The following is a 26,266-nucleotide window of genomic DNA, read 5'->3' as shown; positions in this document are numbered from 1 at the left end:
TAGATTGAGTTTTGTTTAGATTGAAAATCGGGGGTTAGTTAGGGTTTTCCCCCGATTTAAAAAAAATTACAATTAAAAATAATAATACCATGTTAAAAAAAATCATACTTCCCGCATTATTAGCAGCGATTACCGTTGTTGGAACTGCTCATGCTCAAAAAAGCAAATCTTATGAACTGGCTTCTCCAGGAGGAATAAACAAAATTAAGTTTAACCTTGATAAATCAGCTCCAAAATATGCTGTTTCTCACGGGAAAACTCAAGTGATTACGCCATCAGATATGGGTTTTACACTAAAAAACAATGATGACTTCAGCACTAATTTTGAGGTGGTTGATGTAAAAAATACTTCTTTTGATGAAACTTGGGAACAGGTTTGGGGAGAAAAGAAAAAAATCAGAAATCACTACAATCAAATGGTGGTTTTGTTACAGCAAAGAAATGCCGAAAAACGCAAATTGGAAATCCAGTTCCGTGCTTATGATGACGGAGTTGCATTTAGATATGTGTATCCAAATCAAGGAACGAAAGACAGTATTTTCATTATGGATGAAAAAACAACTTTCAATCTGAAAGAAGAAGGCAAAGCATGGTGGATTCCTGCTTACAAAGAAAACCGTTATGAATATTTATATCAAAATTCGACTATAAACGCCATTGACACTGTTCATACACCTTTAACAATTGAAAGCAAAAGCGGATTGAAACTAAGTTTTCATGAAGCCAATCTAATTGATTATGCCAGTACAACATTGGTAAACAATACTGGGACACAATTAAAAACAGATTTAGTGCCTTGGGCTGATGGTGTAAAAGTAAGAGTAAAAGACACCTTTACTTCTTCATGGAGAACACTGCAGATTGGTGAAAAATCAGGAGACTTGATAGAATCTTATTTGATTCTAAATTTAAATGAGCCTAACAAAATGGGCAATCCGTCCTATGTAAAACCATATAAATACTTCGGGATCTGGTGGGCAATGCACATCGGAAAATATACTTTCTGGGAAGGTGAAAAACAAGGAGCAACTACGGCACATGCCAAGGAATATATTGATTTTACCGCAAAAGAAGGCTTACATCATTTATTGATCGAAGGCTGGAACAAAGGCTGGACACAGCAATGGTACGAAAACCACATGCACATGTTCAGTTTCACGCAATGTGCTGATAATTTTGACATAGAAAAAGTGGTTGAATATGGAAAAGAAAAAGGTGTAGAACTTATTGGTTATCATGAAACTGGTTCAAACCTGATTAACTACATGAAACAAATTGATGCTGGTTTTGCATTGTATAAAAAATTAGGAATCCACACCGTAAAAATTGGTCACGTAGGTTCAAAATTGAATATGAAAGAATGGCACCACGGACAATTCGGAGTGAATTATTTTAGATATGTTTTGCAAAAAGCAGCCGAATATGAGTTAGCCGTTTTCTATCATGAACCAATAAAAGACACTGGAGAGCGCAGAACGTATCCAAATATGTTAGCGAGAGAAGCAGCACGTGGTCAGGAATACAATGCATGGAGCGAAGGAAATCCTCCAAATCACGTAGTTATTCTGCCTTTTACAAGAATGCTTTCGGGACCAATGGAATATACTCCTGGAGTTTTGGATGTAGAAATCAAACAAGGATATCCTGGGAAAAGAATACACGGAACAACTGCACAGCAATTAGCGATGTATGTAACGTTTTATTCGCCAATTCAAATGCTGGCTGACCTTCCGGAAAACTATGCTGTGCCAGCTTATCAATTCCTGAAAGATGTTCCGGCTGATTGGTCAGACACAAAAGTATTGAATGCCGAAATTGGAGAATACCTTACAACTGTTCGTAAAGATCAAAACAGTGAAGACTGGTATTTGGGAAGTATGACTAATGAAAAAGCAAGAGATTTAAAAATTTCATTATCCTTCTTAGATCCAAAAGCAACTTACGAAGCTCAGATCTATGCTGATGCCAAAGGAACAGATGAAACACATAATCCATCTGCGGTTGCAATTACTAAACAAACAGTAAAAGCTTCAGATTCTCTAGACTTGCATTTAGGCGGAGCTGGAGGAACAGCTATCCGATTCAAAAAACTATAAATTTAAAATACCCTCTCGTTTTCTTAGCATGATGAGAGGGTTTATAAAATAATTTGGGCGTGCCACCATTCCGATAAAAGGGCTAATTCTCTTTGCGGGTATTCGCCCTTTTACCAGAATGCTGTCGGGCTATCCGCGCTACTTCGGTAGCCTGCTTCTATCCCTCACGCAAACAAGCTATTCGTTTGTTATCAAGTTTTTTTTGACCAAAGAATTAAATGAAAAAATACATCCTATATCTGCTGCTTTTAGTAACTGTTATGCCAATTTTGGCGCAGCAGAATAAGCAGATATATCCTTTTCAGAATCCTAATTTGGATGCCGAAAAACGTATTGATAATCTACTGTCATTAATGACTCTGGAGGAAAAAATAGCAGTATTAAGCACTAATCCTTCCGTTCCCAGATTGGGAGTTGTGGGTACTGGTCATGTCGAAGGATTACATGGCTTGGCTCTTGGGGGGCCAGCCAAATGGGGCGGAAAAGACAAAGAGCCAATTACAACAACCACTTTCCCGCAGGCTTATGGTCTGGGCGAAACCTGGGACACGGATTTGATTCAGAAAGTCGCACAGATTGAAGGATACGAAGCTCGTTATGCACTTCAAAAATACAATCGTGGAGGCTTGGTAATCCGAGCGCCAAATGCAGATATTGCCAGAGATCCGCGCTGGGGACGAACTGAAGAGAGTTATGGTGAAGACGCTTTTTTTAACGGAACAATGACCGTTGCGTTTGTAAAAGGACTGCAGGGGAATAGTCCAAAATACTGGCAGTCGGCTTCGCTGATGAAACATTTTTTGGCCAACAGCAATGAAGACGGAAGAACCTATACTTCATCTGATTTTGATGAACGGCTGTGGAGAGAATATTATTCAGTTCCTTTTAGAATGGGAGTTGAGGATGGCGGATCGCGTGCTTACATGGCAGCTTATAACAAAGTAAACGGAATTCCAGCCACTGTACATCCTATGCTGAAAGAAATTACTCAAAAAGAATGGGGACAAAACGGAATTATTTGTACTGATGGAGGAGCTTTCAAGCTCTTGCTTTCGGATCATAAATATTATCCAGATCAATATTTGGGTGCAGCAGCAACTGTAAAAGCAGGAATCAATCAGTTTCTGGATGATTATAAAGAAGCTGTTAACGGTGCAGTTACTAAAGGATATTTAACTGAAAAAGATATAGACAAAGAAATCCGAGGCAATTTTCGCGTGATGATAAAATTAGGAATGCTCGATGCTTCTGATAAAAATCCATATGCAAAAATTGGAACAGGAAAAGATACGATTGATCCTTGGAAATCAGAGGCGCATAAAAAAATAGCTTTAGAGGCAACTCAAAAATCAATAGTACTGCTTAAAAATGATTCCAAATTTTTGCCTTTGCAAAAAGAAAAAATAAAAACCCTTGCCATAATTGGAATTCGTGCCGATCAGTTGCTATTGGATTGGTACAGCGGAACACCGCCTTATACAATAACTCCTTTACAGGGAATAAAAAATAAATTAGGCGCAAACGTAGAGATTTTATACGCCAAAAATAATGCCGATGGCAAAGCGGCTGAAATTGCTAAAAAAGCAGATGTAGTAATTGTGATAGTTGGAAACCACCCGGTTTGTAATGCAGGATGGAACGATTGTCCAGTTCCGAGTGAAGGAAAAGAAGCAGTTGATCGTCAGTCATTGACATTGGAGCAGGAAGATTTAATCAAAATTGCTTATCAGGCCAATCCTAAAACGGTTGTTGCCTTAATCAGCAGTTTTCCGTATGCGATTAATTGGACACAAGAACACATTCCGGCGATTGTTCATATGACACAAAACAGTCAGGAATTGGGAACCGCTCTTGCAGATGTTTTGTTTGGAGATTACAACCCAGCTGGACGCTTAACCCAGACTTGGGTAAAAGATATTACGGATCTCCCTGAGTTATTGGATTACAATATCCGCAACGGAAGAACGTATCAGTATTTTAAAGGAAAACCGCTGTATGCTTTTGGCCACGGATTGAGTTATGCGGCTTTTAAGTATAATTCGGTTAAAACCAATTCGGAAACCATTAGCAGTAATGGTGAATTAAAAGTAACAGTTTCGATTACAAATACTGGAAATAGAGATGGTGACGAAGTAGTTCAATTGTATGTTAAACATTTGGATTCAAAAGTAGAACGTCCTGAAAAAGAACTGAAGGCTTTTCAAAGAGTGTTTTTTAAGGCGGGAGAAACTAAAAATGTTCTGATAACTGTCAGAGCCAAAGATTTACAATATTGGAATGTAGCCAAACAGCAATTTGAGCTGGAAAATAACACAATAGAATTGCAGTTAGGAGGCGCTTCTGATGCAGTTTATTTAACAAAAAAAATACAAGTAAAGTAGTAGTTATATGAGAAAATTTTTAATACATCTGATGGTTTTATGCTGTCTTTGTAATACAGCAGTTTTTGCACAAAACAGTAATTCCGATAGCAGAATCATAAAAGTAGATTTAGCAAAGACTTCCGGAAAAATGAACACGATGTTCAAAGAATGTATTGGTGCCGGTCGTGCCAATGAAGGTTTACGTGCCGATTGGCAGCAGCAGTTGGCTTTGGCTAAGAAAGAATGTGATTTCAAATACATCCGTATGCATGGTTTATTGACAGATGATATGGCGGTGTATCGTGAGGACAGTAAAGGAAATCCAGAATATAACTACCAGTATGTTGATGCTTTATTTGATTTTCTTGTAAGTATCAAGATGAAGCCATTTGTAGAATTAGGGTTTATGCCTAATGCTTTGGCAAGCGGAAAGGAAACTATTTTTTGGTGGAAAGGGAATGTTACTCCGCCAAAAGATTATAATAAATGGGGTGATTTAATTAAAAACCTGACGCAGCATTTTACAGAACGTTACGGAGCTGAAGAAGTAAAAAGCTGGTATTTTGAAGTTTGGAACGAGCCTAATCTTTCGCCTGGTTTTTGGACAGGCACACAGGCAGAATATTTCAAATTATATGAATATGCGGCAAAAGCGGTGAAAAGCGTAAATCCAGCTTACAAAGTTGGAGGGCCTGCAACTGCTGGTGCTGGCTGGGTTCCGGAAACAATTGATTTTTGTGCTAAAAATAACGTGCCGATGGATTTCGTTTCGACACACACTTATGGTGTTAATCAAGGGTTTTTAGATGAATATGGTTCTACGGGTACAGTATTAAGTAAAGATGAATCCAGTATTAGTGGAGACGTTATTAATTCTAGAAAACAAATAGCAGCTTCGGCGAAACCAAATCTTGAATTACATTATACTGAATGGAGTTCCTCTTATACTCCGGCAGATCCTATTCATGACAGTTACCATTCGGCAGCTTATATTCTTCAAAAATTAAAACAGGTAGGGAATGCTCCAAACTCAATGTCTTATTGGGTTTTTACTGATATTTTCGAAGAGCCGGGACCTAGATTTACTCCTTTTCACGGGGGATTTGGATTAATGAATACGCAAGGAATAAAAAAACCTGCCTATTTCTCTTATTCGCTAATGAATAAATTAGGAGAAACTGAACTGAAAAACAGCGATACTTCTTCGTGGGCAGCCAAAAATACTAAAGGTGATGTACAGCTTTTATTTTGGGATTTTACTTATACTTTACCAGATGCCATCAACAATCAGCAGTATTATATTAAAGATTTACCATCAAAATCAAAAGGTGAAGTTAAAATTGAAGTAGAAGGTTTGCAGAAAGGAAAATACAATCTGGAAATCTATAAAGTAGGTTACAAAGTTAATGACGCTTACACTGATTATTTTGCAATGGGAAAACCAAGCCAGCTGTCTCTTGAACAAGTAAAATCAATAAAGAAAAACAACAACGGCGAGCCAATAGCAATCGAAAAAGTTAGCATTGACGCTACAGGAAAATTTAGCAGAAGTTACAAGATAAATGAGAACGATGTTGTTATGTTCAATTTTGTAAAACAATAGTTAATTAAAATTTCAACCATTAATAATTTGAATAATACCATAATGAAAAATACAATCAAATACGTTGCAATGGCTGTGTCTATTCTAGCATTTGCTGATGGTAATGCACAAACTGCAAAATCTAAAAAGACACAAACAGCTTACATTGGTAAGGAAATAACAAGCGAAAATGATGCCGCTATTGAGAAATTAATTTCGCAATTGACTCTGGAAGAAAAAATCGGAATGCTGCATGGAAACAGTATGTTTACCTCAGGAGGTGTACAGCGATTGGGTATACCAGAATTAAAAATGGCCGATGGACCGCTTGGAGTTCGTGAAGAAATTAATCGTGACAATTGGGGTCCTGCGGGATTGACTAATGATTTTGCAACTTATTATCCAGCTGGCGGTGCATTATCGGCTACTTGGAATGCAGAAATGGGATATACTTTTGGGAATAGTTTAGGGCAGGAAATGCGTGCTAGAGACAAAGACATGCTGCTTTCTCCGGCAATCAATATTGTAAGAACACCGCTTGGAGGAAGAACGTATGAATACATGAGTGAAGATCCATTTTTGAACAAAAAAATTGCTGTTCCGTTAATTGTTGGTCTTCAGGATAATGATGTTATGGCTTGTGTAAAACATTTTGCTGCTAATAATCAGGAAACAAATCGTGATTTTGTTGATGTACAGATTGATGAGCGTACACTCCGTGAAATTTATTTACCAGCTTTTGAAGCATCAGTTAAGGATGCAAAAGCGTATAGCATAATGGGAGCTTATAATAAATTCAGAGGTGAATATTTATGTGAGAATGACTATATGCTAAACAAAATTTTGCGTGATGAATGGAATTTCAAAGGAGTTGTAGTATCTGATTGGGCAGCGGTTCATTCAACTGTAAAATCTTTAGAAAATGGGCTGGATATCGAAATGGGAACTCCAAAAAAGTTCAACGAATTTTTCTTAGCAGACAAATTAGTTGTAGCTGCTAAAAATGGTGAGATTTCAGAAAAAGAAATTGATAAACATGTGAGACGCATTCTGCATACTTTATATCAGGTAAAAGCGATGGGCGGTAAAAAACGTGCAACTGGAAGTATTTCAACCGAAGCGCATTATCAAGATGCTTACAAAATTGCTGCTGAAGCGATTGTACTTTTGAAAAATGAAAATAATGCATTGCCTTTAAAATTAGATGGAGTAAAATCAATTGCGGTTATTGGTAACAATGCAACAAAGAAAAATGCTTTGGGCGGATTTGGAGCTGGAGTTAAGACCAAGAGAGAGATTACTCCTTTAGACGGATTAAAAAACAGATTGCCAGCTTCTATCAAAATTAATTATGCAGAAGGATATTTGGAGCGTTATGACAAGAAAAATGCAGGGAACTTAGGAAATATAACTTCAAATGGTCCAGTTACAATCGACCAATTGGATCCTGCTAAACTTCAGGAAGCAATTGAAACTGCTAAAAACTCAGATGTTGCAATTGTTTTTGCAGGTTCAAACCGCGATTATGAAACAGAAGCGTCAGACCGCAGAGACTTAAAATTACCTTTTGGTCAGGAAGAATTGATTAAAAAAGTATTAGAAGTGAATCCAAGAACAATAGTAGTATTGATTGCTGGCGCTCCTTTTGAAATTGACGAATTAAGTAAAAAAACAAATGCCTTAGTCTGGAGCTGGTTCAATGGATCTGAGGGTGGAAATGCTTTGGCAGATGTATTGTTAGGAAAAGTAAATCCATCTGGGAAATTGCCTTGGACAATGCCTAAAAACTTAATGGATTCTCCTGCTCATGCAACCAACAGTTTCCCTGGAGATAAAGCGGTAGAATATAAAGAAGGAATTCTTGTAGGTTACAGATGGTTTGATACAAAAAATGTTGAGCCTTTATATCCTTTTGGTTATGGATTATCATACACAACTTTTGCTTTCAGTGATGCAAAAACAGACAAACAATCTTATACTAATAACGAAATAATCACAGTTTCAGTAACGGTTAAGAATACTGGAAAAACTGAAGGTAAAGAAGTTGTACAATTGTATTCTTCTAAAACAGATTCGAAAATTGAACGTGCTGCTCAAGAGTTAAAAGGATTCCAGAAAGTATCAGTTGGCGCAAGAAAATCAGCAGTAGTAGCAATTCAGGTCCCTGTAAAAGAATTAGCTTACTACAATACTGCAACCAAAACTTGGACAGTTGAACCAGGAAAATATACATTGAACATTGGGAATTCTTCTCGTGACATCAAAAATAAAATTGAGATTGAAATAAAATAAGATTTGCTGTTAACTAACCATAAACTATTAATTGTGAAAAAAAACATTAAAAAATATAAATTTATTTTTGCTATATGCTTAGCCTTTTTAAGTGTTGTAGCATGCGGTTCAGATAGTGATACTCCAGAAGAAGCGAAACCACAAGTTAAAACGCTGAAAACTGATATCAATAAGATAGATTATGTAGCTAAAGGCAGTACTGCCAATGTTACAGTTACCACTGATGCTAAATCTTGGACTATTGTTTCAAATGTTGGCTGGATTCAACTAGACAAAACTTCTGGAGCAGCTGGGTCTAGTGTAGTGTCAATTAAGGCAGCAGAAAACACTACCACAGCTGTAAGAACAGGTATAGTAACTATAAGTTCTACTGAGGCTGGATCAGTAAAAATTGCTGTGTCGCAAGCTGCTGCTTCTGTTGTTACAGGTTTATATCCTAGTTACAATACAAACCCTATTGCAGATGATGCTGCAGGAATGGGTAGTACGGCAGTTCAATTGGCTGCTAAAATGAAATTGGGCTGGAATATAGGTAATACACTTGAAGCAACTGGAGGAGAAACCAATTGGGGAAATCCAAGAGTAACAAAAGCTTTGATTGATTTAGTTAAGGCAAATGGATTTAATGCGATTAGAATTCCTTGTTCTTGGAATCAAAATGCTAATAGTACAACGGCAAAGATCAGTGCAACATGGCTGGCCAGAGTAAAAGAAGTAGTTCAATATTGCGTAGATAATGATATGTATGTAATTGTAAACATTCACTGGGATGGTGGATGGCTAGAAGAAAATTGCACTGAAGCTAAAAAAGAAGCTAACAATGCTAAACAAAAAGCATTTTGGGAACAGATTGCTACTAACTTACGTGATTTTGATGAACATTTGCTTTTTGCCAGTGCAAATGAGCCAAATGTTAAAGATGCAGTAGGAATGGCAGTCTTGAATTCTTATCATCAGACATTTATTGATGCTGTTCGTTCTACTGGAGGAAAAAATGCATACCGTAACTTAATTATCCAAGGACCATCGACAGATATCAAAACAACAAATGAATTGATGACAACTTTACCAACTGATAAAGTAGCTGATAGAATGATGGCTGAAGTTCATTTTTATCCATACCAATTTTGCCTTTTGGACAAAGATGGGAAAGAAAGTTGGGAAAAAATGTTTTACTATTGGGGAGCAGGAAATCATTCAACTACAGATATAACTCGTAACCCAACTTGGGGAGAAGAAGCTGATGTAGATAAGTTTTTCCTTTCTATGAAAACACAATTTGTCAACAAAGGAATTCCGGTGATTTTGGGAGAATTTGGAGCAATCAGACGCGATTTAACTGGCGACGCATTGACACTGCATTTAAAATCAAGAGCTGCGTTCTTAAAATATGTTGTAAAACAATCAAGAGCTAATGGTATGATTCCTTTTTATTGGGATGCAGGTAATTTAGGAGTAAATACAATGTCCTTATTTGATCGAAGCAATAATTCTGTTTATGACTTGCAAGCATTAACTGCTTTACAAGATGGATTAAAATAATTTCAGGGTTGCTAAGTTACTGAGATTCTAGGATTCTAAGTTTTATTAACTCAGTATCCTAGAATCTTAGTGGCTTAAAAAGAGTTGCTAAGATTCTAAAAATCTAAGTTTTTTTAAGTCTTAGCATCTTAGTATCTTAGTGACTTAGAATCTTTTAAAAACATATATAATGAAAAAAAGTATCGTATTTCTTTTTCTGATGGCAGGATTATTAGTAAACGCCAATGTTCGTGTGCCTTTATTGTTCTCTGACGGAATGGTTCTGCAGCGAAATAAGCAAATTCCAGTTTGGGGTTGGGCTGACGCCAATGAAAAAGTCCAAGTTCAATTTAATAAACAAGTCAAAACCATCATTGCCGACAAAAACGGAAAATGGATGGTCAAACTGGATGCCGAACAAGCGGGAGGACCTTTTGAATTAACCATTTCTGGCAACAACAAGATTGTCATAAAAGATGTTCTAATTGGTGAAGTTTGGATTTGTTCCGGTCAATCTAATATGGAATTTCAGGTTTATAAAACGATGAATTCAGAAGCTGAAATCAGCGATTCCAATTACCCGATGATTCGTCATTTTGGTGTTGCTCAGGATTTAAGCGGTACTCCGAAAGAGGATTTAAAAGCTGGAAAATGGGCAGTTTCTAATAAAGAAAACGTAAAGGATTTTACTGCCGTAGGTTATTATTTCGCCAAAAAATTATATGCTCAATTAAAAATTCCAATCGGAATTATCAATACTTCATGGGGAGGAACTTGTGTAGAAACATGGACAAGCCGTGAAGCTTTCGAACAAAGTGATGACTTCAAAGAAATGATTGCTGGAGTTCCTTCAGTAAATATGGATGCTATTTTCGAAACGTATAAAAAATCACTTTTAGAGAATATCCAAAAAATTCAGGGTTTTGAGGTAACTGAAGCTAACCAGGATCAATTTAAAAATTTAGATTTTAATGATTCAAAATGGCCTGAAATAAAAGTGCCATCTCTTTGGGAAAATCAGCAAATCGGAAATATCGATGGCGTGGTTTGGATGCGAAAAACCATCACGTTTACTGCAGATCAAGCCAAAAAAGAAGCCGTTTTGTATTTGTCAAAAGTAGATGATCAAGATATAACCTATGTGAATGGAGTTCAAGTGGGAACCAATAATATTTGGGATGCCAAAAGAATTTACAAAATTCCTGCTGGAGTTTTAAAAGAAGGAACAAACGTTATTGCAGTAAAAATCATTGACTATTCAGGAGGTGGAGGAATTTACGGAGACCCAGCCGATTTGAGAATAGATTTCAACGGTTCGGCTGTAGCATTAGATGGACTTTGGAAATTCAATGTGGTAAATGTAAAAATATCAGTTTCACCTAATAGTTATCCGTCATTATTGTACAATGCAATGGTCAATCCTTTAATTCCTTATGCTTTTGAAGGAGTCTTATGGTACCAAGGCGAAGCCAATGTTTGGAGAGCAAATCAATACAAAAAAGCATTTCCGCTGATGATAAACGATTGGAGAACCAAATGGAATCAGGGGAGTTTTCCTTTCTATTTTGTTCAATTGTCAACTTTCGATGAGTTTGGCGGAAACAGTGCAAAAGGAAGCCGTTGGGCTGAACTTCGTGAAGCACAAACTGAAACTCTGAAATTGCCAAACACTGGAATGGCCGTATCTACTGATATTGGTAACGCGAAAGACATTCACCCAACCAACAAACAAGATGTAGGATTACGTTTGTCAGCTATTGCATTGAATAATGTATACGGTAAAAAACAGGTTTACAGCGGACCGATGTACAAATCACAGGAGATTAAAGGAAAACAAATCATAGTAAGTTTTACTTCCCTAGGAACAGGATTGTCAGCTTCTGATAAAAATGGAGTACTAAAAGGTTTTGAAATTGCTGGCGCCGATAAAGTCTTTTATCCAGCGAAAGCAATAATCAAAGACAATAAAGTAATTGTTTCAAGCGAAAGTGTTCCAAATCCAGTTGCAGTTCACTACGGCTGGGCAGATGATGATACTGAAATCAACCTTTTTAATAAAGAAAATTTCCCTGCATCGCCTTTCAGAACTGATAATTGGGAAATGGTTACCGCCAACGAAAAGTACAATGTAAGCAAATAATTTGTCAAGAATTTTAATTATGAAAAAAAGCATTCTATTATTTATTTTTTCACTGTCGCTTGTCGTTAGCGCACAGCAGCAAAGCAGTCAGCAGAATAAGGATTCGTATAAAAACCCAATTTTTGCTGGTGATTATCCAGACCCTTCGATTCTTCGTGATGGCGAGGATTATTATATCGTTCATTCTTCGTTTAATTATTATCCGGGATTATTAATTTGGACTTCCAAAGATTTAATTAATTGGAAACCGGTTACGCATGCTTTAAATAAAAGTGTGGGTTCAGTTTGGGCACCGGATTTGGTTAAATATGACAACAAATTTTATATTTATTTCCCTGCGAATAATACCAATTATGTAGTTTCAGCAGATAATATCAATGGGCCTTGGAGCGATCCGATTGATTTAAAAATTGACGGTATAGATCCAGGACATTTTGTAGATGATAAAGGCGATCGTTATCTTTATTTCAGTAATGGAGGTTATGCACCTCTTTCCAAAGACGGACTTTCGGTAACAGGAAAAACTACACATACTTATGACGGCTGGAAAATACCAAGAGATTGGTCTATCGAATGTTTTTGTCTGGAAGGTCCAAAAATAATTAAAAAAGGTGACTATTATTATCTAACCGTTGCCGAAGGAGGAACTGCTGGGCCGGCAACCAGTCACATGGTAATTTCTGCCCGTTCAAAATCGCCTTTCGGGCCTTGGGAAAACGCTCCCAATAATCCTATCATCAGAACAAATAGCAGTTCCGAAAAATGGTGGTCAAAAGGCCACGCAACTATTATTGACGATGTAAAAGGTAACTGGTGGATGGTTTTTCACGGATATGAAAATGGCTATTACAATATGGGACGCCAAACGCTTTTACAGCCTATAGAATGGACAAAAGATGGCTGGTTCAAAATGAAAGAAGGTATTAAAACCGAAGGTGAAATAAAAAAACCAGCAGGGCAATCGATAAAAAGTGATTTCACGCTTTCAGATACTTTCACGGGATCTAAACTAAATCCACAATGGCAATTTTATGATGAGTATGATTCCAAAAGAGCAACATTCTCGCCAAATGGGATAAAGATTAAAGGAAAAGGAACGGGTATTGGTCAAAGTTCTCCATTGTTATGTACTCCTTCAGACCATTCCTATACTGCCGATGTTGAGGTAGAATTAGAAGGTGATGCATCTGCTGCATTAGTTCTTTTCTACGACACTAAATTATTCACCGGAATCGCTTTTGATAAAGAGAATATTATGGCGATTCTAAGAGTTTGGCAGTTTCCTACCGAGAAAGGAATTAATAAGAAACATTTATTTTTACGCCTTGAAAAAAAGGAACAATTGGTAAATATGTTTTATAGCATTGATGGAAAGGATTGGTTAAAAACCGAAAATTCTGCTGAGGTTTCTTCTTTTAATCATAATGTATTAAGCGGTTTTATGAGTCTTAAAATTGGGCTTTCTGCAGTGGGTGATGGCTCGGTGACCTTTAAGAATTTTGTTTACACGCCGAAATAATTTGCTATATTTGGGCGTGACCACATCCCGATAAAAGGGCTATTTCTCTTTGCGGTTATTCGCCCTCTTATCGGGATGCGGTCGGGCTATCCGCACTACTTCGGTAGTTTGCTTCTATCCCTCACGCGGAGAACTGCTTCTCTAAAATTTTGCGTTTAAAACAACAAAATATACACATATTCTTATGCAGTCAAAATCTTTTTATAGACCAGTTTTATTTTTCATTTTTTACATTTTCTGCGGAAAAATCGCGGCACAATCCACCCACAAATTGTGGTACAAACAGCCAGCCGATTATTTTGAAGAAACGCTCGTTTTAGGAAATGGTAAAATGGGAGCTACTGTTTTCGGAGGAGTCAATTCGGATAAAATATATCTGAATGATATTACACTTTGGTCGGGAGAACCTGTAAATGCCAATATGAATCCCGAAGCATACAAAAATATTCCTGCCATTCGTGAAGCATTAAAGAACGAAAACTACAAACTTGCCGAAGAATTAAATAAAAAATTGCAGGGTAAAAATGCTGAATCCTACGCACCATTAGGAACGCTGGAAATCAATAATTTTCATACCGGAAAAACTTCAAATTATTATAGAGAATTGGATATTTCCAATGCGGTTTCAAAGGTTAGTTACGAAATTGACGGCGTAAAATACACCCGTGAATATTTTGTTTCTGCACCCGATCAAATTATGGTCATTAAATTGACAAGCAGTCAGAAAGGTGCTTTGAATTTTGATATTCATTCGAGCAGTTTACTGACTTCTAGTTCGGAACTCAAAGACAACGTGCTTGCGCTAAATGGCGTTGCACCGATACACGAAAACGAACAATACTCCGTTCCGCTTGCTTTTTTGGCCAACAAAGAAAGAGGAACACGCTTTACAAGTTTGGTAAAAATCAAAAGTACGGACGGAACAATCGTAACTTCTGATAAGAGTTTAGGAATCAAAAATGCATCCGAAGCTGTGATTTACGTTTCGGTTTCAACGAGTTTCAATGGGTTTGATAAAAATCCGAACACGGAAGGTCTGGACAACAAAGCGATTGCCTCGGATAATTTGAATAAAGCTTTTGGAAAAACTTTCGATAAATTAAAACAATCTCATATAACCGATTATCAAAAATTCCATAATCGTGTTTCATTGGATTTAGGGAAAACAACAGCGCCGGATTTACCTACCGATGAACGTTTATTACGCTATGCGGATGGAAAAGAAGACAAGAATTTAGAAATACTGTATTTTCAGTATGGTCGTTATTTATTGATAAGCAGTTCAAGGACTTTGGGAGTTCCTGCCAATTTGCAGGGACTTTGGAATCCATATGTGAATCCGCCTTGGAGCTGTGATTATACATTGAACATTAATGCACAGGAGAATTATTGGCTGGCGGAAAACACTAATCTTTCCGAAATGCATTTGCCTCTTTTGGGTTTGATCAAAAATCTTTCGGTGACGGGTAAGATTACAGCGAAAACTTTTTATGGAGTTGATAAAGGCTGGACAGCGGCTCACAATTCAGATATTTGGGCGATGAGTAATCCAGTTGGTCAGTTTGGAAAAGAAGATCCAATGTGGGCCTGCTGGCCGTTGGCTGGTGCTTGGCTGAGCACACATATTTGGGAGCATTACGTTTTCACACAGGATAAAAATTACTTGAAAAATGAAGGTTATTCATTGATGAAAGGCGCCGCTGAATTCTGTTTGGGTTGGATGGTTACTGACAAAAATGGAAATTTAATCACTTCACCATCTACTTCCCCAGAAAATCAGTATTTGACACCGGATGGTTTTGTGGGAGCGACATTATACGGAGGAACAGCCGATTTGGCGATGATTAGAGAATGTTTTGACAAAACCATAAAAGCTTCAAAAGTCTTAAATATTGATGCTGATTTTAGAGGAAAACTAGAAGAAGCTTTAGCTAAATTACATCCTTATCAGATTGGAAAAAAAGGAAATCTGCAGGAATGGTATTTTGATTGGGAAGATCAAGATCCAAGGCACCGTCATCAATCACAGTTGTTCGGGCTTTTCCCTGGAGATCATATTACACCATCTAGAACTCCTGATTTGGCCGAAGCTTCAAAAAAAACTTTGGAAATAAAAGGCGATGAAACGACAGGATGGTCAAAAGGCTGGAGAATCAATCTTTGGGCTAGACTTTGGGACGGAAATCGTGCTTACAAAATGTTCCGTGAATTGCTTCGATATGTAGATCCTGACGGAAAGAAAACAGAGCATCCAAGAAGAGGAGGAGGGACGTACCCTAATTTATTCGATGCACATCCGCCGTTTCAGATTGACGGGAATTTTGGAGGTGCTGCAGCTATTGCCGAAATGCTGGTTCAGTCGAATGAAAATGAAATTAGATTATTGCCTGCTCTGCCGGATGCTTGGGAAAGTGGTTCGGTTAAAGGAATTTGTGCCAGAGGAGGATTTGAAATTTCTTTGGAATGGGATTCCAAAAAGCTAAAAACTGTTTCTGTTTTTTCTAAAAATGGCGGAAATACAATGATTATTAGCGGTGATAAAAGACAAAATATAAGTTTGAAGAAAGGGCAGAAATTGAATATTGTCTGGTAATTTGAACTTGATTGTATTTTTTATAGGTCTTTGCATAAGAGCAGATTGTTGTCATTTAGCCCCGATTGAAATGAAAATCCTTTTGGACTGGGGTTCAGTCCAAAAGATTGCAATGGAAAGCGGGAGGATGCTTGCTGAAAACATCTAATCTTTCTGCTCCAAAAAAAAAAGGAGATGTCAATAAATTGATGTCTCCGTTTTTTTTCGCAATCTTTTTAAATTGAATTTCCTATTATTTGATCCATCACCCAGCTAGTGTGGGTAGCTGTAAATGCGTTGGATGGATGATTGGATTTACCTAATAGCTGTTCACGCATTTGCTCAACATGATGGAGCTGAATATTTTCGGGATGATCTATGATATGTTTTGATTCGCCTTCTGCTGTTTTCAGAATCAGTGGCACATTTTCGAAAACCGAAAAAGTGATTTTTCCTTTGCTTCCATAAATTTCAACTACATCTTCACGTTCAAAAGAGCCAAAGTTCCAGCTTCCGCTGCCGGTAATTCCTGATTCATGGATCCAGTTTGCCACACAGGCATCTTTTGAAGTGTAAAGCCCCTGCTGATTTAAGCTAATTCCTGAAACTTCTTTTATTGGACCTAGATAGTGAATGAACAGATCGAGTCCGTGGCTGGCTAAATCATCAAAATAGCCTCCTGTTGCGATTTTTATGTCAGTTCTCCAATTGTATTCACCAGAACGATCCTGATCGCTTGCAGGCTTGCTTAAATGCCATCTGATATGTCTGATTTCGCCAATGGTTTTTGTGTCAATCCAGTTTTTAATTTGTTCAAATCTTGGAAGAGTACGCCTGTAATAAGCAACGAACACTGGAATGTTTTGTGTTTTAAAAGCTTTGGCAATGTCCAAGCAGTCTTGATAATTTGGCGCCAATGGTTTTTCTATACAGCATGGTTTTCCAGCTTCGGCAACTTTCAAGCCATAAAATTTATGAGTGTCGGGCGGTGTTGCAATATAAACCGCATCAATTTCTGGATCGTTTATTAAGGCATCGGCATCGGTATAAAATTTTGAAATACTGTGTCTTTTGGCGTAATCTGCTGCCTTTTCAGGATCTCTGCGCATAACTGCACCGATGGTAAAACCTGCAGTTTTTTGATAGGCGGGACCGCTTTTTAGTTCGGTTACGTTACCGCAGCCTATTATTCCCCATCGCAGGGTTTTTGTTGTTTCGTTCATAGTTTTGTATTATTCACAGCCATCAATACCACAGCTGTTTTCATCAGGGGTATTTTGAAGTTTTAATTTGGTTTCAAAATTACCTTCTTCCCAAGCTTTTTCTAAGGTTTTCAAAAAAGTATCTGTTGGTTGTGCGCCAGATACAGCATATTTATTATCAAATACAAAGAATGGAACTCCTGTTACTCCAAGTTTTTGTGCTTCCTGCTGATCTTGGCGTACCTCTTTTGTATAAATATCAGTATCTATGAGCTGTTTGATTTCGTCAATAGGCAATCCCGCTTTTTGCCCAATTTCCTGCAGGGTATTCCAATCATTCACGTTTTTTCCTTCTGTGAAATAAGCTTTAAAAAGCAATTCTTCTAACTCATTGCCTAGATTGTTCTTTTTTCCTAACTGAATTAATCGGTGTGCATTTAATGAGTTAGCCAAAACCGATTTTTCAAAATTGAAATCTAAACCTGAAAGTTTAGCAGTTTGTGCTGTATTTTCCAGCATGGAGTGTGCCCAATCAATATCTCTGCCGTATTTGTCAGCCAAGTGGTCTGCAATACTTTCATTGGGTGTTGCTTTAAACGAAGGATCCAATTCAAAACTTTTCCATTCTATTTCGACTGAATCTTTGTTTTCAAATTTTGTTAATGCTTCTTCTATTTTTCTTTTGCCTATATAACAAAACGGGCACATTACATCGGACCAGATTTGTACTTTTAATTGATTTTTCATTTTCATTTTTTTTTATTGGCTTTGCCAAATAATTCTAATTACAAAATTAAAGAAATTGAATTCCGTATAATTTTCATTTAGGTTTTAATTATGATAATTCCGTATCACTTTGGCTGATATTGTTTTTTTTGCTTGGAAATTGGTAATTGTGCTGTTTCAAATGCAATTTAGCTACCTTTTTTATTTTTGGAATAGGAGAAGGTTTAACTATCTCTATTTCATTTGATAATAATTTGTTTGACAAATAGTTTGTGAAATACTTTTTGAGAACCTGTATTTTTTCTACTTCAATGGAATAAATGGTTTTTTTTCCAATGTTTTTTACATTGAGCAAATCTGCTTTTTTTAATTCCAGTAAATGTTTGGAAATAGTAGATTGTGCCAAGGGAATTAATGTAACAATCTCTCCGCAGGTCCTATGGTTCTTATTCCATAGAAGGGTCATTATCTGCATTCGTGTTGGGTGTCCCAATGCTTTGCAGATTTCGGCTATTGCATTTGTTTCCTGATCGAAATCTTGTTTTTTAGTTGTTCCCATAACCGCTTTATTTCATATCGTAATTTAGCGATTATATTCGATATATAATTACTTTTTTGCATTTCTTTAGGATTTGGGCTAATAAGTCATAAATGATATTAAGGGTTTAGTTTTTTAAGGACTTTTAAAACCTAAAAACTTATATTGAAAAATCAGGTATAAATACGCTAAAATTTAAGTTTCGTATTTAATAAATTTGAATGTATTAAGCTTATTGGGAAAGTTTATGTAAGCTGTTTTTATAATCTTTTGGTAAAGCTGGATTATAAATATTTGTTGGCTTAAATTTTAGGTTTAATTAGATTAGGGGGGAAATGCCATCAATTCATTTAATTGATGGCTTTTTTTATAAAGATAAAGGCCAGCTAATTCTAGCTGGCCTTTATCTTTATTCGAAATAATGTTTTTTCTATGCTAATAAATCTAAAACCAATGAAGGGAACAATCCAATAATTATATTTAGAAGAATAGCAACTACTGCAACCGCGTAAATCAAGAATGGTTTTGCTGTGCGGGTTTCGTTCGGTTCTTTAGTATACATTGCCAGTATCAATTTAAAGTAATATCCAACACTTATAATTGAGTTGATTACAGCAAATATAACCACTACTAAATAACCTGCCTGAATCGTTTGGCTGAACAAAACTAATTTGGCAAAGAAACCTGCAAATATTGGAATACCTGCCATCGAAAGCAATGATGCTGTTAAAATAGCTGCCAATAACGGATTTGTTTTTCCTAAACCGTGGAAGTTTACTATATCTTCGTTTTCTCTGTTTTTACAAACGTATAATATAACGCTGAAAGCAGCAATACCCGACAATGCATAAGCCGAAGTGTAATACAATAGACTTCCTGCCGAAGTTGATAAACTCAACAATGCCATCAACATAAATCCTGCATGCGAAATACCCGAAAAGGCAAGCATACGTTTTACATTAACCTGTCTTAAAGCCATGATGTTTCCAACAGTCATAGAAGCAATAGAAATGATCACTACAACTATTTGAAATGAGTAATTAATATCGGCATTCATTGCTGATAATAATTTATAAAGTGTTGCGATAGCTACAACTTTTGCTAAAGTACTCATTAAAGCTGTAGTCAGAGTAGGAGAACCTTCGTAAACATCAGGAGCCCAAAAATGAAACGGAACAGCTGCAATTTTGAATAACATTCCAATTGTAACTAAAACAATACCGATTGGAAACCAAATAGGAAGTTCAGCCGATTGTGACATATCGCTTATTTCAACGATGTCAAATGATCCCATTGCACCATAAATCATACAGATTCCAAATAAAATAATTCCAGAGGCAAAAGACCCCATCAGGAAATATTTCATACCGGCTTCATTACTTTTTATGTTTACTCTGTTACTTGCTGCAAGAATATAAAGTGAAATAGATAATATTTCGATTCCTAAAAAGAACATCGCCAAATTTCCAAAAGAAACCATTGCTACGGCTCCGGCCAAAAGGAATATTTTTATGGCAATATAATCAGAAAGTTTGCTTTGGTGATTATCATAAAAATTATGGCTCAATGCTATTAAAAAGATTGTCAAAACAATAAACAAGCTCGAAAATGAAACCGAAAACTTACTCACCACAATCATATTGTTATAGTAACTTTCAGGAGAATTAAATTCGGACACGGTAAGTCCCAGAATGGCTAACAGTCCGATAATTGTTACCGGAATAATTGCTTTTCTAAAATCAAAGATTTCAAAAATAAGGCTTAAAATACCTAATCCTACTATAGCTATTAATGTTGTCATTTATATTATGCTTTTTACTTAATTGTATTTATTAATAGTGTTTAAAATAGTTTCAAGACTTGGTGTTATCAAATCGTTGATTGGTTTTGGATATAATCCAAAGAAAAACAATACAGCAATTATAATTACCAATGTTAATCCTTCGGATAAAGTTACATCGGCAAAAGTCTTTGTATTGGTTTCTCCAAGCATTACGTGCTGAAACATTTTAAGCATATAATAAGCTCCTAAAATAATTGTGGTTCCTCCCAAAATAGCAAACCAAATATTTACTTGTGAAAGGCTGTACAAAACGGTAAACTCTCCAATAAAGTTGAAAGTAGTCGGTAAAGCCACAGATGCCAATACCAAAATCAAAAACATAGAAGTGAATTTTGGAGACTGAGCACGAATTCCGCCCAAATCTGCAATTAGTCTTGTCTCATATCTTCTGAAAATGATCTCAGCAGCGAAAAACAATCCAACCACTACAAAACCGTGGGCAATCATTTGTAAAACTGCACCTCTAAAACCGTCAAGGTTTAAAGCATACGTTCCTGCTGCAATTAATCCAACGTGAGCAAGGGAAGAATAAGCTAATAATTTTTTTAAGTCTTTTTGTCTAAGAGCAACAATTGAACCGTAAATTACTCCGGCAATACCAACTCCGATGAAGATGTACATATATTCTTTAGCAGCTAATGGAGCCAAAGGCAATTGCCAGCGAATCAAACTGTACAATCCCATTTTTAGCATTATACCTGATAAAAGCATCGTTCCAAGAGTTGGAGCTTTTTGATACACATTTGCCTGCCAAGTATGAAAAGGAATTAATGGAATCTTAATAGCATACGCCAAAAAGAAAGCTGTAAAAATCCATTTTTGTTCGTTTATGTCTAATTTTAATTTATATAAATCTTCAATCAGGAAGCTTCCCGCTTTTTGATACATATAAACAAATGCAACTAGCATAAATAAAGAACCCGCAAGTGTATAGATAAAGAATTTAACGACAGCTTTTTTGCGTTCTTCGGCATCTCCATTACCCCAAATTAATGCGATAAAGTAAATAGGAATCAATGATAATTCCCAAAAAATGTAATATAAAAGACCGTCGCTGGCAAGGAAAGTCCCTGTCATTGCAAATGACATAAACAATATAAGAGCATAAATTGCTTTTGCATTTTTGAATTCATTATCAAATGATGATAAAATGATAATAGCAGTCAAGACAGTTGTCAATAAAATCATAGCCAATGACAATCCATCAGCCTGCAATGCGAAAGAAACCTTAGGCAATGTTATCCATTGGCTGCTATAGCTAATGTTTTCGCCCAAATTAAAATGATTTAACAAAACTATTGTGCAACCCGTAGCTGCTAACCCGAAAAATAATGCCACTTTTGAAGCGAGCTTGTCGCCAGCTAGATAAGTTGCAAATGAGCCAACTAAAAGGATGATTAATATTAGAGATATATTCATAATATAGTAAAATTATTGAGCTAGAAATAAATAAGAAATGATGGCACACATACCTAAAACAAAACCAAAGAGATAAAGTCCAACACTTCCATTCTGTAATTTTTTACCTTGGTAACTAAGTTCATTGGCTGCTTTTCCTAATCCAAAAACTAGGGAAGAAATTCCTGTTTCTACATAGTCCCTAAATAATTTCGACAAACTGTTTATTGGTGCAACAAACAATGAATCATAAAGTTCATCAATATAGTATTTGTTGTAAAGTACTTTTGAAACGCCTGTAATTTCGGCATCTTCGCTTGGTACAGTGTTTTGTTTGATGTATTTGGCGTAAGCAATTCCTATTCCAATAAATCCTCCAACAACGGCAATAGCCATCAGCATATATTCAGTAGTTCCCAAATGGTGTTCTTCTGTTCCCGCTTTCGCGAAAAGAGGAGCCAAGTATTCGTTCAGCCAGCTATTTCCAGGTAAACTAATTAATCCTCCGACAGCAGCCAAAATTGCCAAAACAATCAAAGGGAATGTGATTAAAGCTGGACTTTCGTGTAAATGATGTTTTTGTTCTTCAGTTCCTCTGAAATCATTAAAGAAAGTCAGGAACATTAATCTAAACATATAGAAAGCAGTCATAATAGAAGCAACAGATCCAACAACCCAAAGAGGAATGTTATGATGGAAAGCGGTCATCAAAATTTCATCTTTAGAAAAGAATCCTGAAAATACAGGAACTCCCGAAATCGCTAATGATGAAATAAGCATTGTCCAAAAAGTAATTGGCATCGCTTTTTTCAATCCGCCCATTTTACGCATATCCTGTTCGCCGTGTAATCCGTGAATAACCGATCCAGATCCTAAGAATAAACAAGCTTTGAAGAAAGCGTGAGTGATTACGTGGAATATAGCCACTTCATAAGCACCAAAACCTAAAGCCAAAAACATTAATCCTAATTGGGAAACGGTAGAGTAGGCAAGTACTTTTTTAATATCGTTTTGAACCAGACCAATAGTTGCGGCAACTAATGAAGTCACACCTCCGATTACGGCAATAATTGTTTGTATTTCGGGTGTTAAGTCAAATAAGAAATGCATTCTGGACACCATAAAAATACCAGCGGTAACCATCGTAGCTGCGTGTATCAATGCAGATACAGGTGTAGGTCCTGCCATCGCATCAGGCAGCCAAGTATATAAAGGAATTTGTGCTGATTTTCCGCAAGCTCCGATAAACAATGCTAAAGCAGCAATACTTAACCAAAAAGTATCAACACCTTTTGCAGCAGCAATAGCGGTTTGTAATGATGCGAAATCCAATGTAGAGAATAAACTTCCTAAGATAAATATCCCGATCAAAAGACCTAGATCCCCAATACGGTTCATGATAAAAGCTTTTTTGGCAGCATCGTTGTAGCTTTGGTTTTTATACCAAAACCCAATTAATAAGTAAGAACAAAGTCCAACTCCTTCCCATCCAATGAACATTACCAATAAGTTGCTTCCAACTACAAGGGTAATCATGAAAAAGATGAAAAGATTTAAATAAGCGAAAAAAGAATGCATTTTCTCGTCATCATGCATATAGCTGATGGAGTATAAATGAATCAGAGAACCGATTCCAGTTACAAACAATAACCACAAAACAGATAACTGATCTAGCAAAAATCCAAAACTCACATTGAATTTGCTGATTTGAATCCAATCAAATAACTGAATGTTTATTGCTTGTTTGGTTTCATTAATCTGAAGAAAAAACGACACGGCAACAATAAACGAAACCACTACAGAAAGTGTTCCGATGATTCCTGAAGCTGATTTTCCTAACGATTTTCCAAAGAAAACATTAATTAAAAACCCTAAAAAAGGAGTTAACAGTAAGACTAAAGCTAAATTGGTATCCATTGCCATTTATCCTTTTAAGTTTTTTAAATTATCGATGCTGATTGATCCAATATTTCTAAATATTGAAACTAATATGGCCAGTCCTACCGCAACTTCCGCCGCTGCTACTGCCATGGAGAAAAATACGAATACTTGTCCTTGCGTGTCTTGGTGGTAAGTAGAGAAAGCCACAAACAATAAGTTAACAGCATTCAGCATGATTTCGATAGACATGAATACAATAATTGCATTTCGTCTGTACAAAACCCCAAAAATCCCGATACAAAAAAGTGTTACACACAGGAAGATATAGTTCTCTATACCAATTTGAGTCAAAATATTATTCATTATTTTTCTAATTTTTCTTTTTTAGACAATAACACCGTTCCAATCATCGCAACCAATAATAGGATAGAAGCAAATTCAAAAGGTACCATATATTCATTCAGCAATGCTTTTCCAAGTACTTTTATCGATTGGTAATCTTCTCCCGTATAATCATACTCTACGATTGGTTTAGAGTTGATAAAGATTTTTATCAAAACCAAACAAACCAAACAAAAGGAAACAATAGCACCCAATCTCGTGAATCGAGGTTTGTGTACTTCATCGGCTTCATTAAGATTCATAAGCATTATCGTGAAGAGTAATAAAATCATAATCGCTCCCGAATAAACAATGATATGTACAATGGCCAAAAACTGGGCATTCAATAATAAATAATGTCCTGCGATAGAGAAAAAACAAATCACTAAATAAATAGCGCTGTGTATTGGATTTCTGCTAAAAATGGTTAAAAATGCTGTTAGCAATGTGATTGCAGACAATACGCAAAATAAAATAAGTACTGTAGACATTAGTTAGCGTTATTAAGTTGAGTGTTTTTCAAAGCCATTTCAAGTGGCATAACCAGTTTGTCTTTTCCGAAAATGAAATCTTCTCTGTTATAACTAGCAGGTACTAGTTCTTTAGAAATAGTCAAGTAAATAGCATCTTTTGGACAAGCTTCCTCGCACAGTCCGCAAAAAATACATCTCAACATATTGATCTCATATATTTCGGCATATTTTTCTTCTCTGTACAAATGTTTTTCATCCGCTTTGCGCTCTCCCGCTTTCATTGTAATCGCTTCAGCAGGACAAGACAAAGCACATAATCCACAAGCGGTACAATTCTCACGTCCTTGTTCGTCACGTTTCAGCATGTGCTGCCCACGATACACAGGACTCATTACACGAACCTGCTCAGGATATTGAATTGTTGCTTTTTTTCTAAAAAAGTGTTTTATCGTAATGGCCAAACCTTTTACAATCGCAATCAGATACATGCGTTCTAAAAAGGTCATCTCTTTATTTGAGACCACTTTTTTTCTTCCCGATAAAGATATAGTTTCTATTGACATTTTATATTTTTTATTTGTAGCTAATCCTGCTATCCGCTGTATCTTTTATTTTTTAAAGAAAAAAATAAAAGGATGCCGCTTCTATCAGGGCTAGTCCCGTTAACTATTGGGATTTGGTGTTATTAGAATCCTAAATAAACAGCAATTTCACTTCTCAAAATAACCACTCCGGTTATCATAATATTTACAATCGCAAGAGGAATTAAAATTCTCCATCCCAAGTGCATCAATTGGTCATATCTAAATCTTGGAATTGTCCATCTGATCCACATGATAAAGAAAATAAAACCACATATCTTAATAAACAAAGCAGCCATTCCAATTACGTTAGCAATATTTACTCCTAAATTCTCTACTGCCCAGCTCATTCCAGGATAATTGTAACCTCCGAAAAATAAAACAGCCATAATAGTTGAGGAAATAAACATATTCGCGTATTCTGCAAATAAATAGAATCCCATTTTCATCGAAGAATATTCTGTATGATAACCACCAATCAATTCCGATTCACATTCTGCTAAGTCGAAAGGAGTTCTGTTTAATTCTGCAAAAGAACATATCAGGAAAATCAGGAAAGTCAATGGCTGGTACAAAACGTTCCAGTGCCATTCTGATTGTTGTATTGAGATTTCTTTTAGACTTAAAGTTCCTGTCATCATAGTCAAAGCGATTATAGATAATCCCATTGCTACTTCATAAGAAACCATTTGTGATGCTGCTCTAATAGCCCCCATTAAAGAGAACTTATTATTTGAAGCCCATCCTCCAATCATGATACCATAAACACCAAGAGAAACTACCCCAAAAACATATAATACAGCGATATTAACGTCTGTTGCCTGCAATAAAATATCTCTTCCAAACAAGTGTAATTTGTCTCCCCAAGGAATAACAGCACTTGTCATCAAGGCAGTACTCATTGCAATTGCTGGTCCTACTACAAATAAAAACCTATTAGGAGTGTTTGGGAAAAATTCTTCTTTTGCAAATAATTTACCTCCGTCAGCAAGTGGCTGTAGTAATCCTCCCCATCCTGCACGGTTTGGTCCAACTCTATCTTGCAGAAAGGCAGCTACTTTACGTTCAGCCCATGTAGAATACATTGCCATCAGCATAGTAAGAGCAAAAATTACTACTATAAAAACACCTTTTTCTATAACAAATGTACTATCCATT

General features: G+C 36.3%; 18 protein-coding genes. 8 read left to right on the top strand and 10 right to left on the bottom strand.

Annotated elements, in window-relative coordinates:
* The first annotated feature begins 89 nt into the window (after window positions 1-89).
* The 8 genes from C8P67_RS15205 (at window position 90) to C8P67_RS15170 (ending at window position 16,106) form a co-directional block, all read left to right on the top strand.
* Window positions 90-2,096: a glycoside hydrolase family 97 protein gene (locus C8P67_RS15205; RefSeq protein WP_115814023.1), complete on the top strand. Its 2,007-nt coding sequence runs from the start codon at window positions 90-92 to the stop codon at window positions 2,094-2,096.
* Window positions 2,097-2,314: 218 nt separating this feature from the next.
* Window positions 2,315-4,477, top strand: coding sequence for a glycoside hydrolase family 3 C-terminal domain-containing protein (locus tag C8P67_RS15200; RefSeq protein ID WP_115814022.1), 2,163 nt, complete (start codon window positions 2,315-2,317; stop codon window positions 4,475-4,477).
* A 7-nt stretch (window positions 4,478-4,484) separates the two neighbouring features.
* A complete protein-coding gene (locus C8P67_RS15195; protein WP_115814021.1) occupies window positions 4,485-6,062 on the top strand; it encodes a GH39 family glycosyl hydrolase in 1,578 nt (525 codons plus the stop codon).
* A 42-nt stretch (window positions 6,063-6,104) separates the two neighbouring features.
* Complete coding sequence (locus C8P67_RS15190) at window positions 6,105-8,333, top strand: glycoside hydrolase family 3 C-terminal domain-containing protein (protein WP_115814020.1); 2,229 nt, start codon at window positions 6,105-6,107, stop codon at window positions 8,331-8,333.
* Window positions 8,334-8,366: 33 nt separating this feature from the next.
* A complete protein-coding gene (locus tag C8P67_RS15185; RefSeq protein WP_211319918.1) occupies window positions 8,367-9,875 on the top strand; it encodes a cellulase family glycosylhydrolase in 1,509 nt (502 codons plus the stop codon).
* A gap of 169 nt (window positions 9,876-10,044) precedes the next feature.
* Entirely contained in the window at window positions 10,045-11,994 is a 1,950-nt protein-coding gene (locus C8P67_RS15180; protein ID WP_115814019.1) for a sialate O-acetylesterase, read from the top strand.
* Between the two features lie 19 nt (window positions 11,995-12,013).
* On the top strand, window positions 12,014-13,513 hold the full coding sequence (locus tag C8P67_RS15175) for a family 43 glycosylhydrolase (protein WP_245980472.1): 1,500 nt from the start codon (window positions 12,014-12,016) through the stop codon (window positions 13,511-13,513).
* Window positions 13,514-13,697: 184 nt separating this feature from the next.
* Window positions 13,698-16,106, top strand: coding sequence for a glycoside hydrolase family 95 protein (locus tag C8P67_RS15170; protein ID WP_115814018.1), 2,409 nt, complete (start codon window positions 13,698-13,700; stop codon window positions 16,104-16,106).
* A 215-nt stretch (window positions 16,107-16,321) separates the two neighbouring features.
* Here the strand turns inward: C8P67_RS15170 and C8P67_RS15165 are convergent, their stop codons facing one another.
* The 10 genes from C8P67_RS15165 to nuoH form a co-directional block, all read right to left on the bottom strand.
* Window positions 16,322-17,308 carry a Gfo/Idh/MocA family protein gene (locus tag C8P67_RS15165; protein ID WP_115814017.1) on the bottom strand — a complete coding sequence of 329 codons (987 nt, stop codon included), beginning with the start codon at window positions 17,306-17,308 and terminating at the stop codon, window positions 16,322-16,324.
* A 9-nt stretch (window positions 17,309-17,317) separates the two neighbouring features.
* Window positions 17,318-18,034, bottom strand: coding sequence for a DsbA family oxidoreductase (locus tag C8P67_RS15160; RefSeq protein WP_115814101.1), 717 nt, complete (start codon window positions 18,032-18,034; stop codon window positions 17,318-17,320).
* Between the two features lie 88 nt (window positions 18,035-18,122).
* Window positions 18,123-18,572, bottom strand: coding sequence for an ArsR/SmtB family transcription factor (locus C8P67_RS15155; RefSeq protein WP_115814016.1), 450 nt, complete (start codon window positions 18,570-18,572; stop codon window positions 18,123-18,125).
* Window positions 18,573-18,981: 409 nt separating this feature from the next.
* Window positions 18,982-20,352, bottom strand: coding sequence for an NADH-quinone oxidoreductase subunit N (locus tag C8P67_RS15150; RefSeq protein WP_115814015.1), 1,371 nt, complete (start codon window positions 20,350-20,352; stop codon window positions 18,982-18,984).
* An 18-nt stretch (window positions 20,353-20,370) separates the two neighbouring features.
* Window positions 20,371-21,813 (bottom strand): complex I subunit 4 family protein, encoded by a 1,443-nt coding sequence (locus C8P67_RS15145; protein ID WP_115814014.1) that lies wholly within the window; start codon window positions 21,811-21,813, stop codon window positions 20,371-20,373.
* A 12-nt stretch (window positions 21,814-21,825) separates the two neighbouring features.
* Window positions 21,826-23,709 carry an NADH-quinone oxidoreductase subunit L gene (gene nuoL, locus C8P67_RS15140; RefSeq protein WP_115814100.1) on the bottom strand — a complete coding sequence of 628 codons (1,884 nt, stop codon included), beginning with the start codon at window positions 23,707-23,709 and terminating at the stop codon, window positions 21,826-21,828.
* Window positions 23,710-23,715: 6 nt separating this feature from the next.
* Window positions 23,716-24,036, bottom strand: coding sequence for an NADH-quinone oxidoreductase subunit NuoK (gene nuoK, locus C8P67_RS15135; RefSeq protein WP_100432422.1), 321 nt, complete (start codon window positions 24,034-24,036; stop codon window positions 23,716-23,718).
* Window positions 24,036-24,545, bottom strand: a complete 510-nt coding sequence (locus tag C8P67_RS15130; RefSeq protein WP_111409550.1) for an NADH-quinone oxidoreductase subunit J family protein — start codon at window positions 24,543-24,545, stop codon at window positions 24,036-24,038. Before C8P67_RS15130 ends, nuoK begins: the two co-directional genes overlap by 1 nt.
* Window positions 24,545-25,090, bottom strand: a complete 546-nt coding sequence (locus C8P67_RS15125; RefSeq protein ID WP_115814013.1) for a NuoI/complex I 23 kDa subunit family protein — start codon at window positions 25,088-25,090, stop codon at window positions 24,545-24,547. Before C8P67_RS15125 ends, C8P67_RS15130 begins: the two co-directional genes overlap by 1 nt.
* A 122-nt stretch (window positions 25,091-25,212) precedes the next feature.
* Window positions 25,213-26,265, bottom strand: coding sequence for an NADH-quinone oxidoreductase subunit NuoH (gene nuoH, locus C8P67_RS15120; protein WP_115814012.1), 1,053 nt, complete (start codon window positions 26,263-26,265; stop codon window positions 25,213-25,215).
* Window position 26,266 lies beyond the last annotated feature (1 nt).

This window comes from Flavobacterium aquicola (assembly GCF_003385115.1).
GTDB classification, from domain to species: Bacteria; Bacteroidota; Bacteroidia; order Flavobacteriales; family Flavobacteriaceae; genus Flavobacterium; species Flavobacterium aquicola.
This window is presented reverse-complemented; position numbering and strand designations above follow the sequence as displayed.

Excerpts from the sequence above, each read along its gene's own strand:
- nuoL (WP_115814100.1), bottom strand. The coding sequence starts at position 23,709 with ATGGATACCAATTTAGCTTTAGTCTTACTGTTAACTCCTTTTTTAGGG.
- nuoH (WP_115814012.1), bottom strand. The coding sequence starts at position 26,265 with ATGGATAGTACATTTGTTATAGAAAAAGGTGTTTTTATAGTAGTAATT.
- C8P67_RS15200 (WP_115814022.1), top strand. The coding sequence starts at position 2,315 with ATGAAAAAATACATCCTATATCTGCTGCTTTTAGTAACTGTTATGCCA.
- C8P67_RS15165 (WP_115814017.1), bottom strand. The coding sequence starts at position 17,308 with ATGAACGAAACAACAAAAACCCTGCGATGGGGAATAATAGGCTGCGGT.
- C8P67_RS15130 (WP_111409550.1), bottom strand. The coding sequence starts at position 24,545 with ATGTCTACAGTACTTATTTTATTTTGCGTATTGTCTGCAATCACATTG.
- C8P67_RS15170 (WP_115814018.1), top strand. The coding sequence starts at position 13,698 with ATGCAGTCAAAATCTTTTTATAGACCAGTTTTATTTTTCATTTTTTAC.
- C8P67_RS15195 (WP_115814021.1), top strand. The coding sequence starts at position 4,485 with ATGAGAAAATTTTTAATACATCTGATGGTTTTATGCTGTCTTTGTAAT.
- C8P67_RS15155 (WP_115814016.1), bottom strand. The coding sequence starts at position 18,572 with ATGGGAACAACTAAAAAACAAGATTTCGATCAGGAAACAAATGCAATA.
- C8P67_RS15190 (WP_115814020.1), top strand. The coding sequence starts at position 6,105 with ATGAAAAATACAATCAAATACGTTGCAATGGCTGTGTCTATTCTAGCA.
- C8P67_RS15145 (WP_115814014.1), bottom strand. The coding sequence starts at position 21,813 with ATGAATATATCTCTAATATTAATCATCCTTTTAGTTGGCTCATTTGCA.
- C8P67_RS15205 (WP_115814023.1), top strand. The coding sequence starts at position 90 with ATGTTAAAAAAAATCATACTTCCCGCATTATTAGCAGCGATTACCGTT.
- C8P67_RS15175 (WP_245980472.1), top strand. The coding sequence starts at position 12,014 with ATGAAAAAAAGCATTCTATTATTTATTTTTTCACTGTCGCTTGTCGTT.
- C8P67_RS15180 (WP_115814019.1), top strand. The coding sequence starts at position 10,045 with ATGAAAAAAAGTATCGTATTTCTTTTTCTGATGGCAGGATTATTAGTA.
- nuoK (WP_100432422.1), bottom strand. The coding sequence starts at position 24,036 with ATGAATAATATTTTGACTCAAATTGGTATAGAGAACTATATCTTCCTG.
- C8P67_RS15125 (WP_115814013.1), bottom strand. The coding sequence starts at position 25,090 with ATGTCAATAGAAACTATATCTTTATCGGGAAGAAAAAAAGTGGTCTCA.
- C8P67_RS15160 (WP_115814101.1), bottom strand. The coding sequence starts at position 18,034 with ATGAAAAATCAATTAAAAGTACAAATCTGGTCCGATGTAATGTGCCCG.
- C8P67_RS15150 (WP_115814015.1), bottom strand. The coding sequence starts at position 20,352 with ATGACAACATTAATAGCTATAGTAGGATTAGGTATTTTAAGCCTTATT.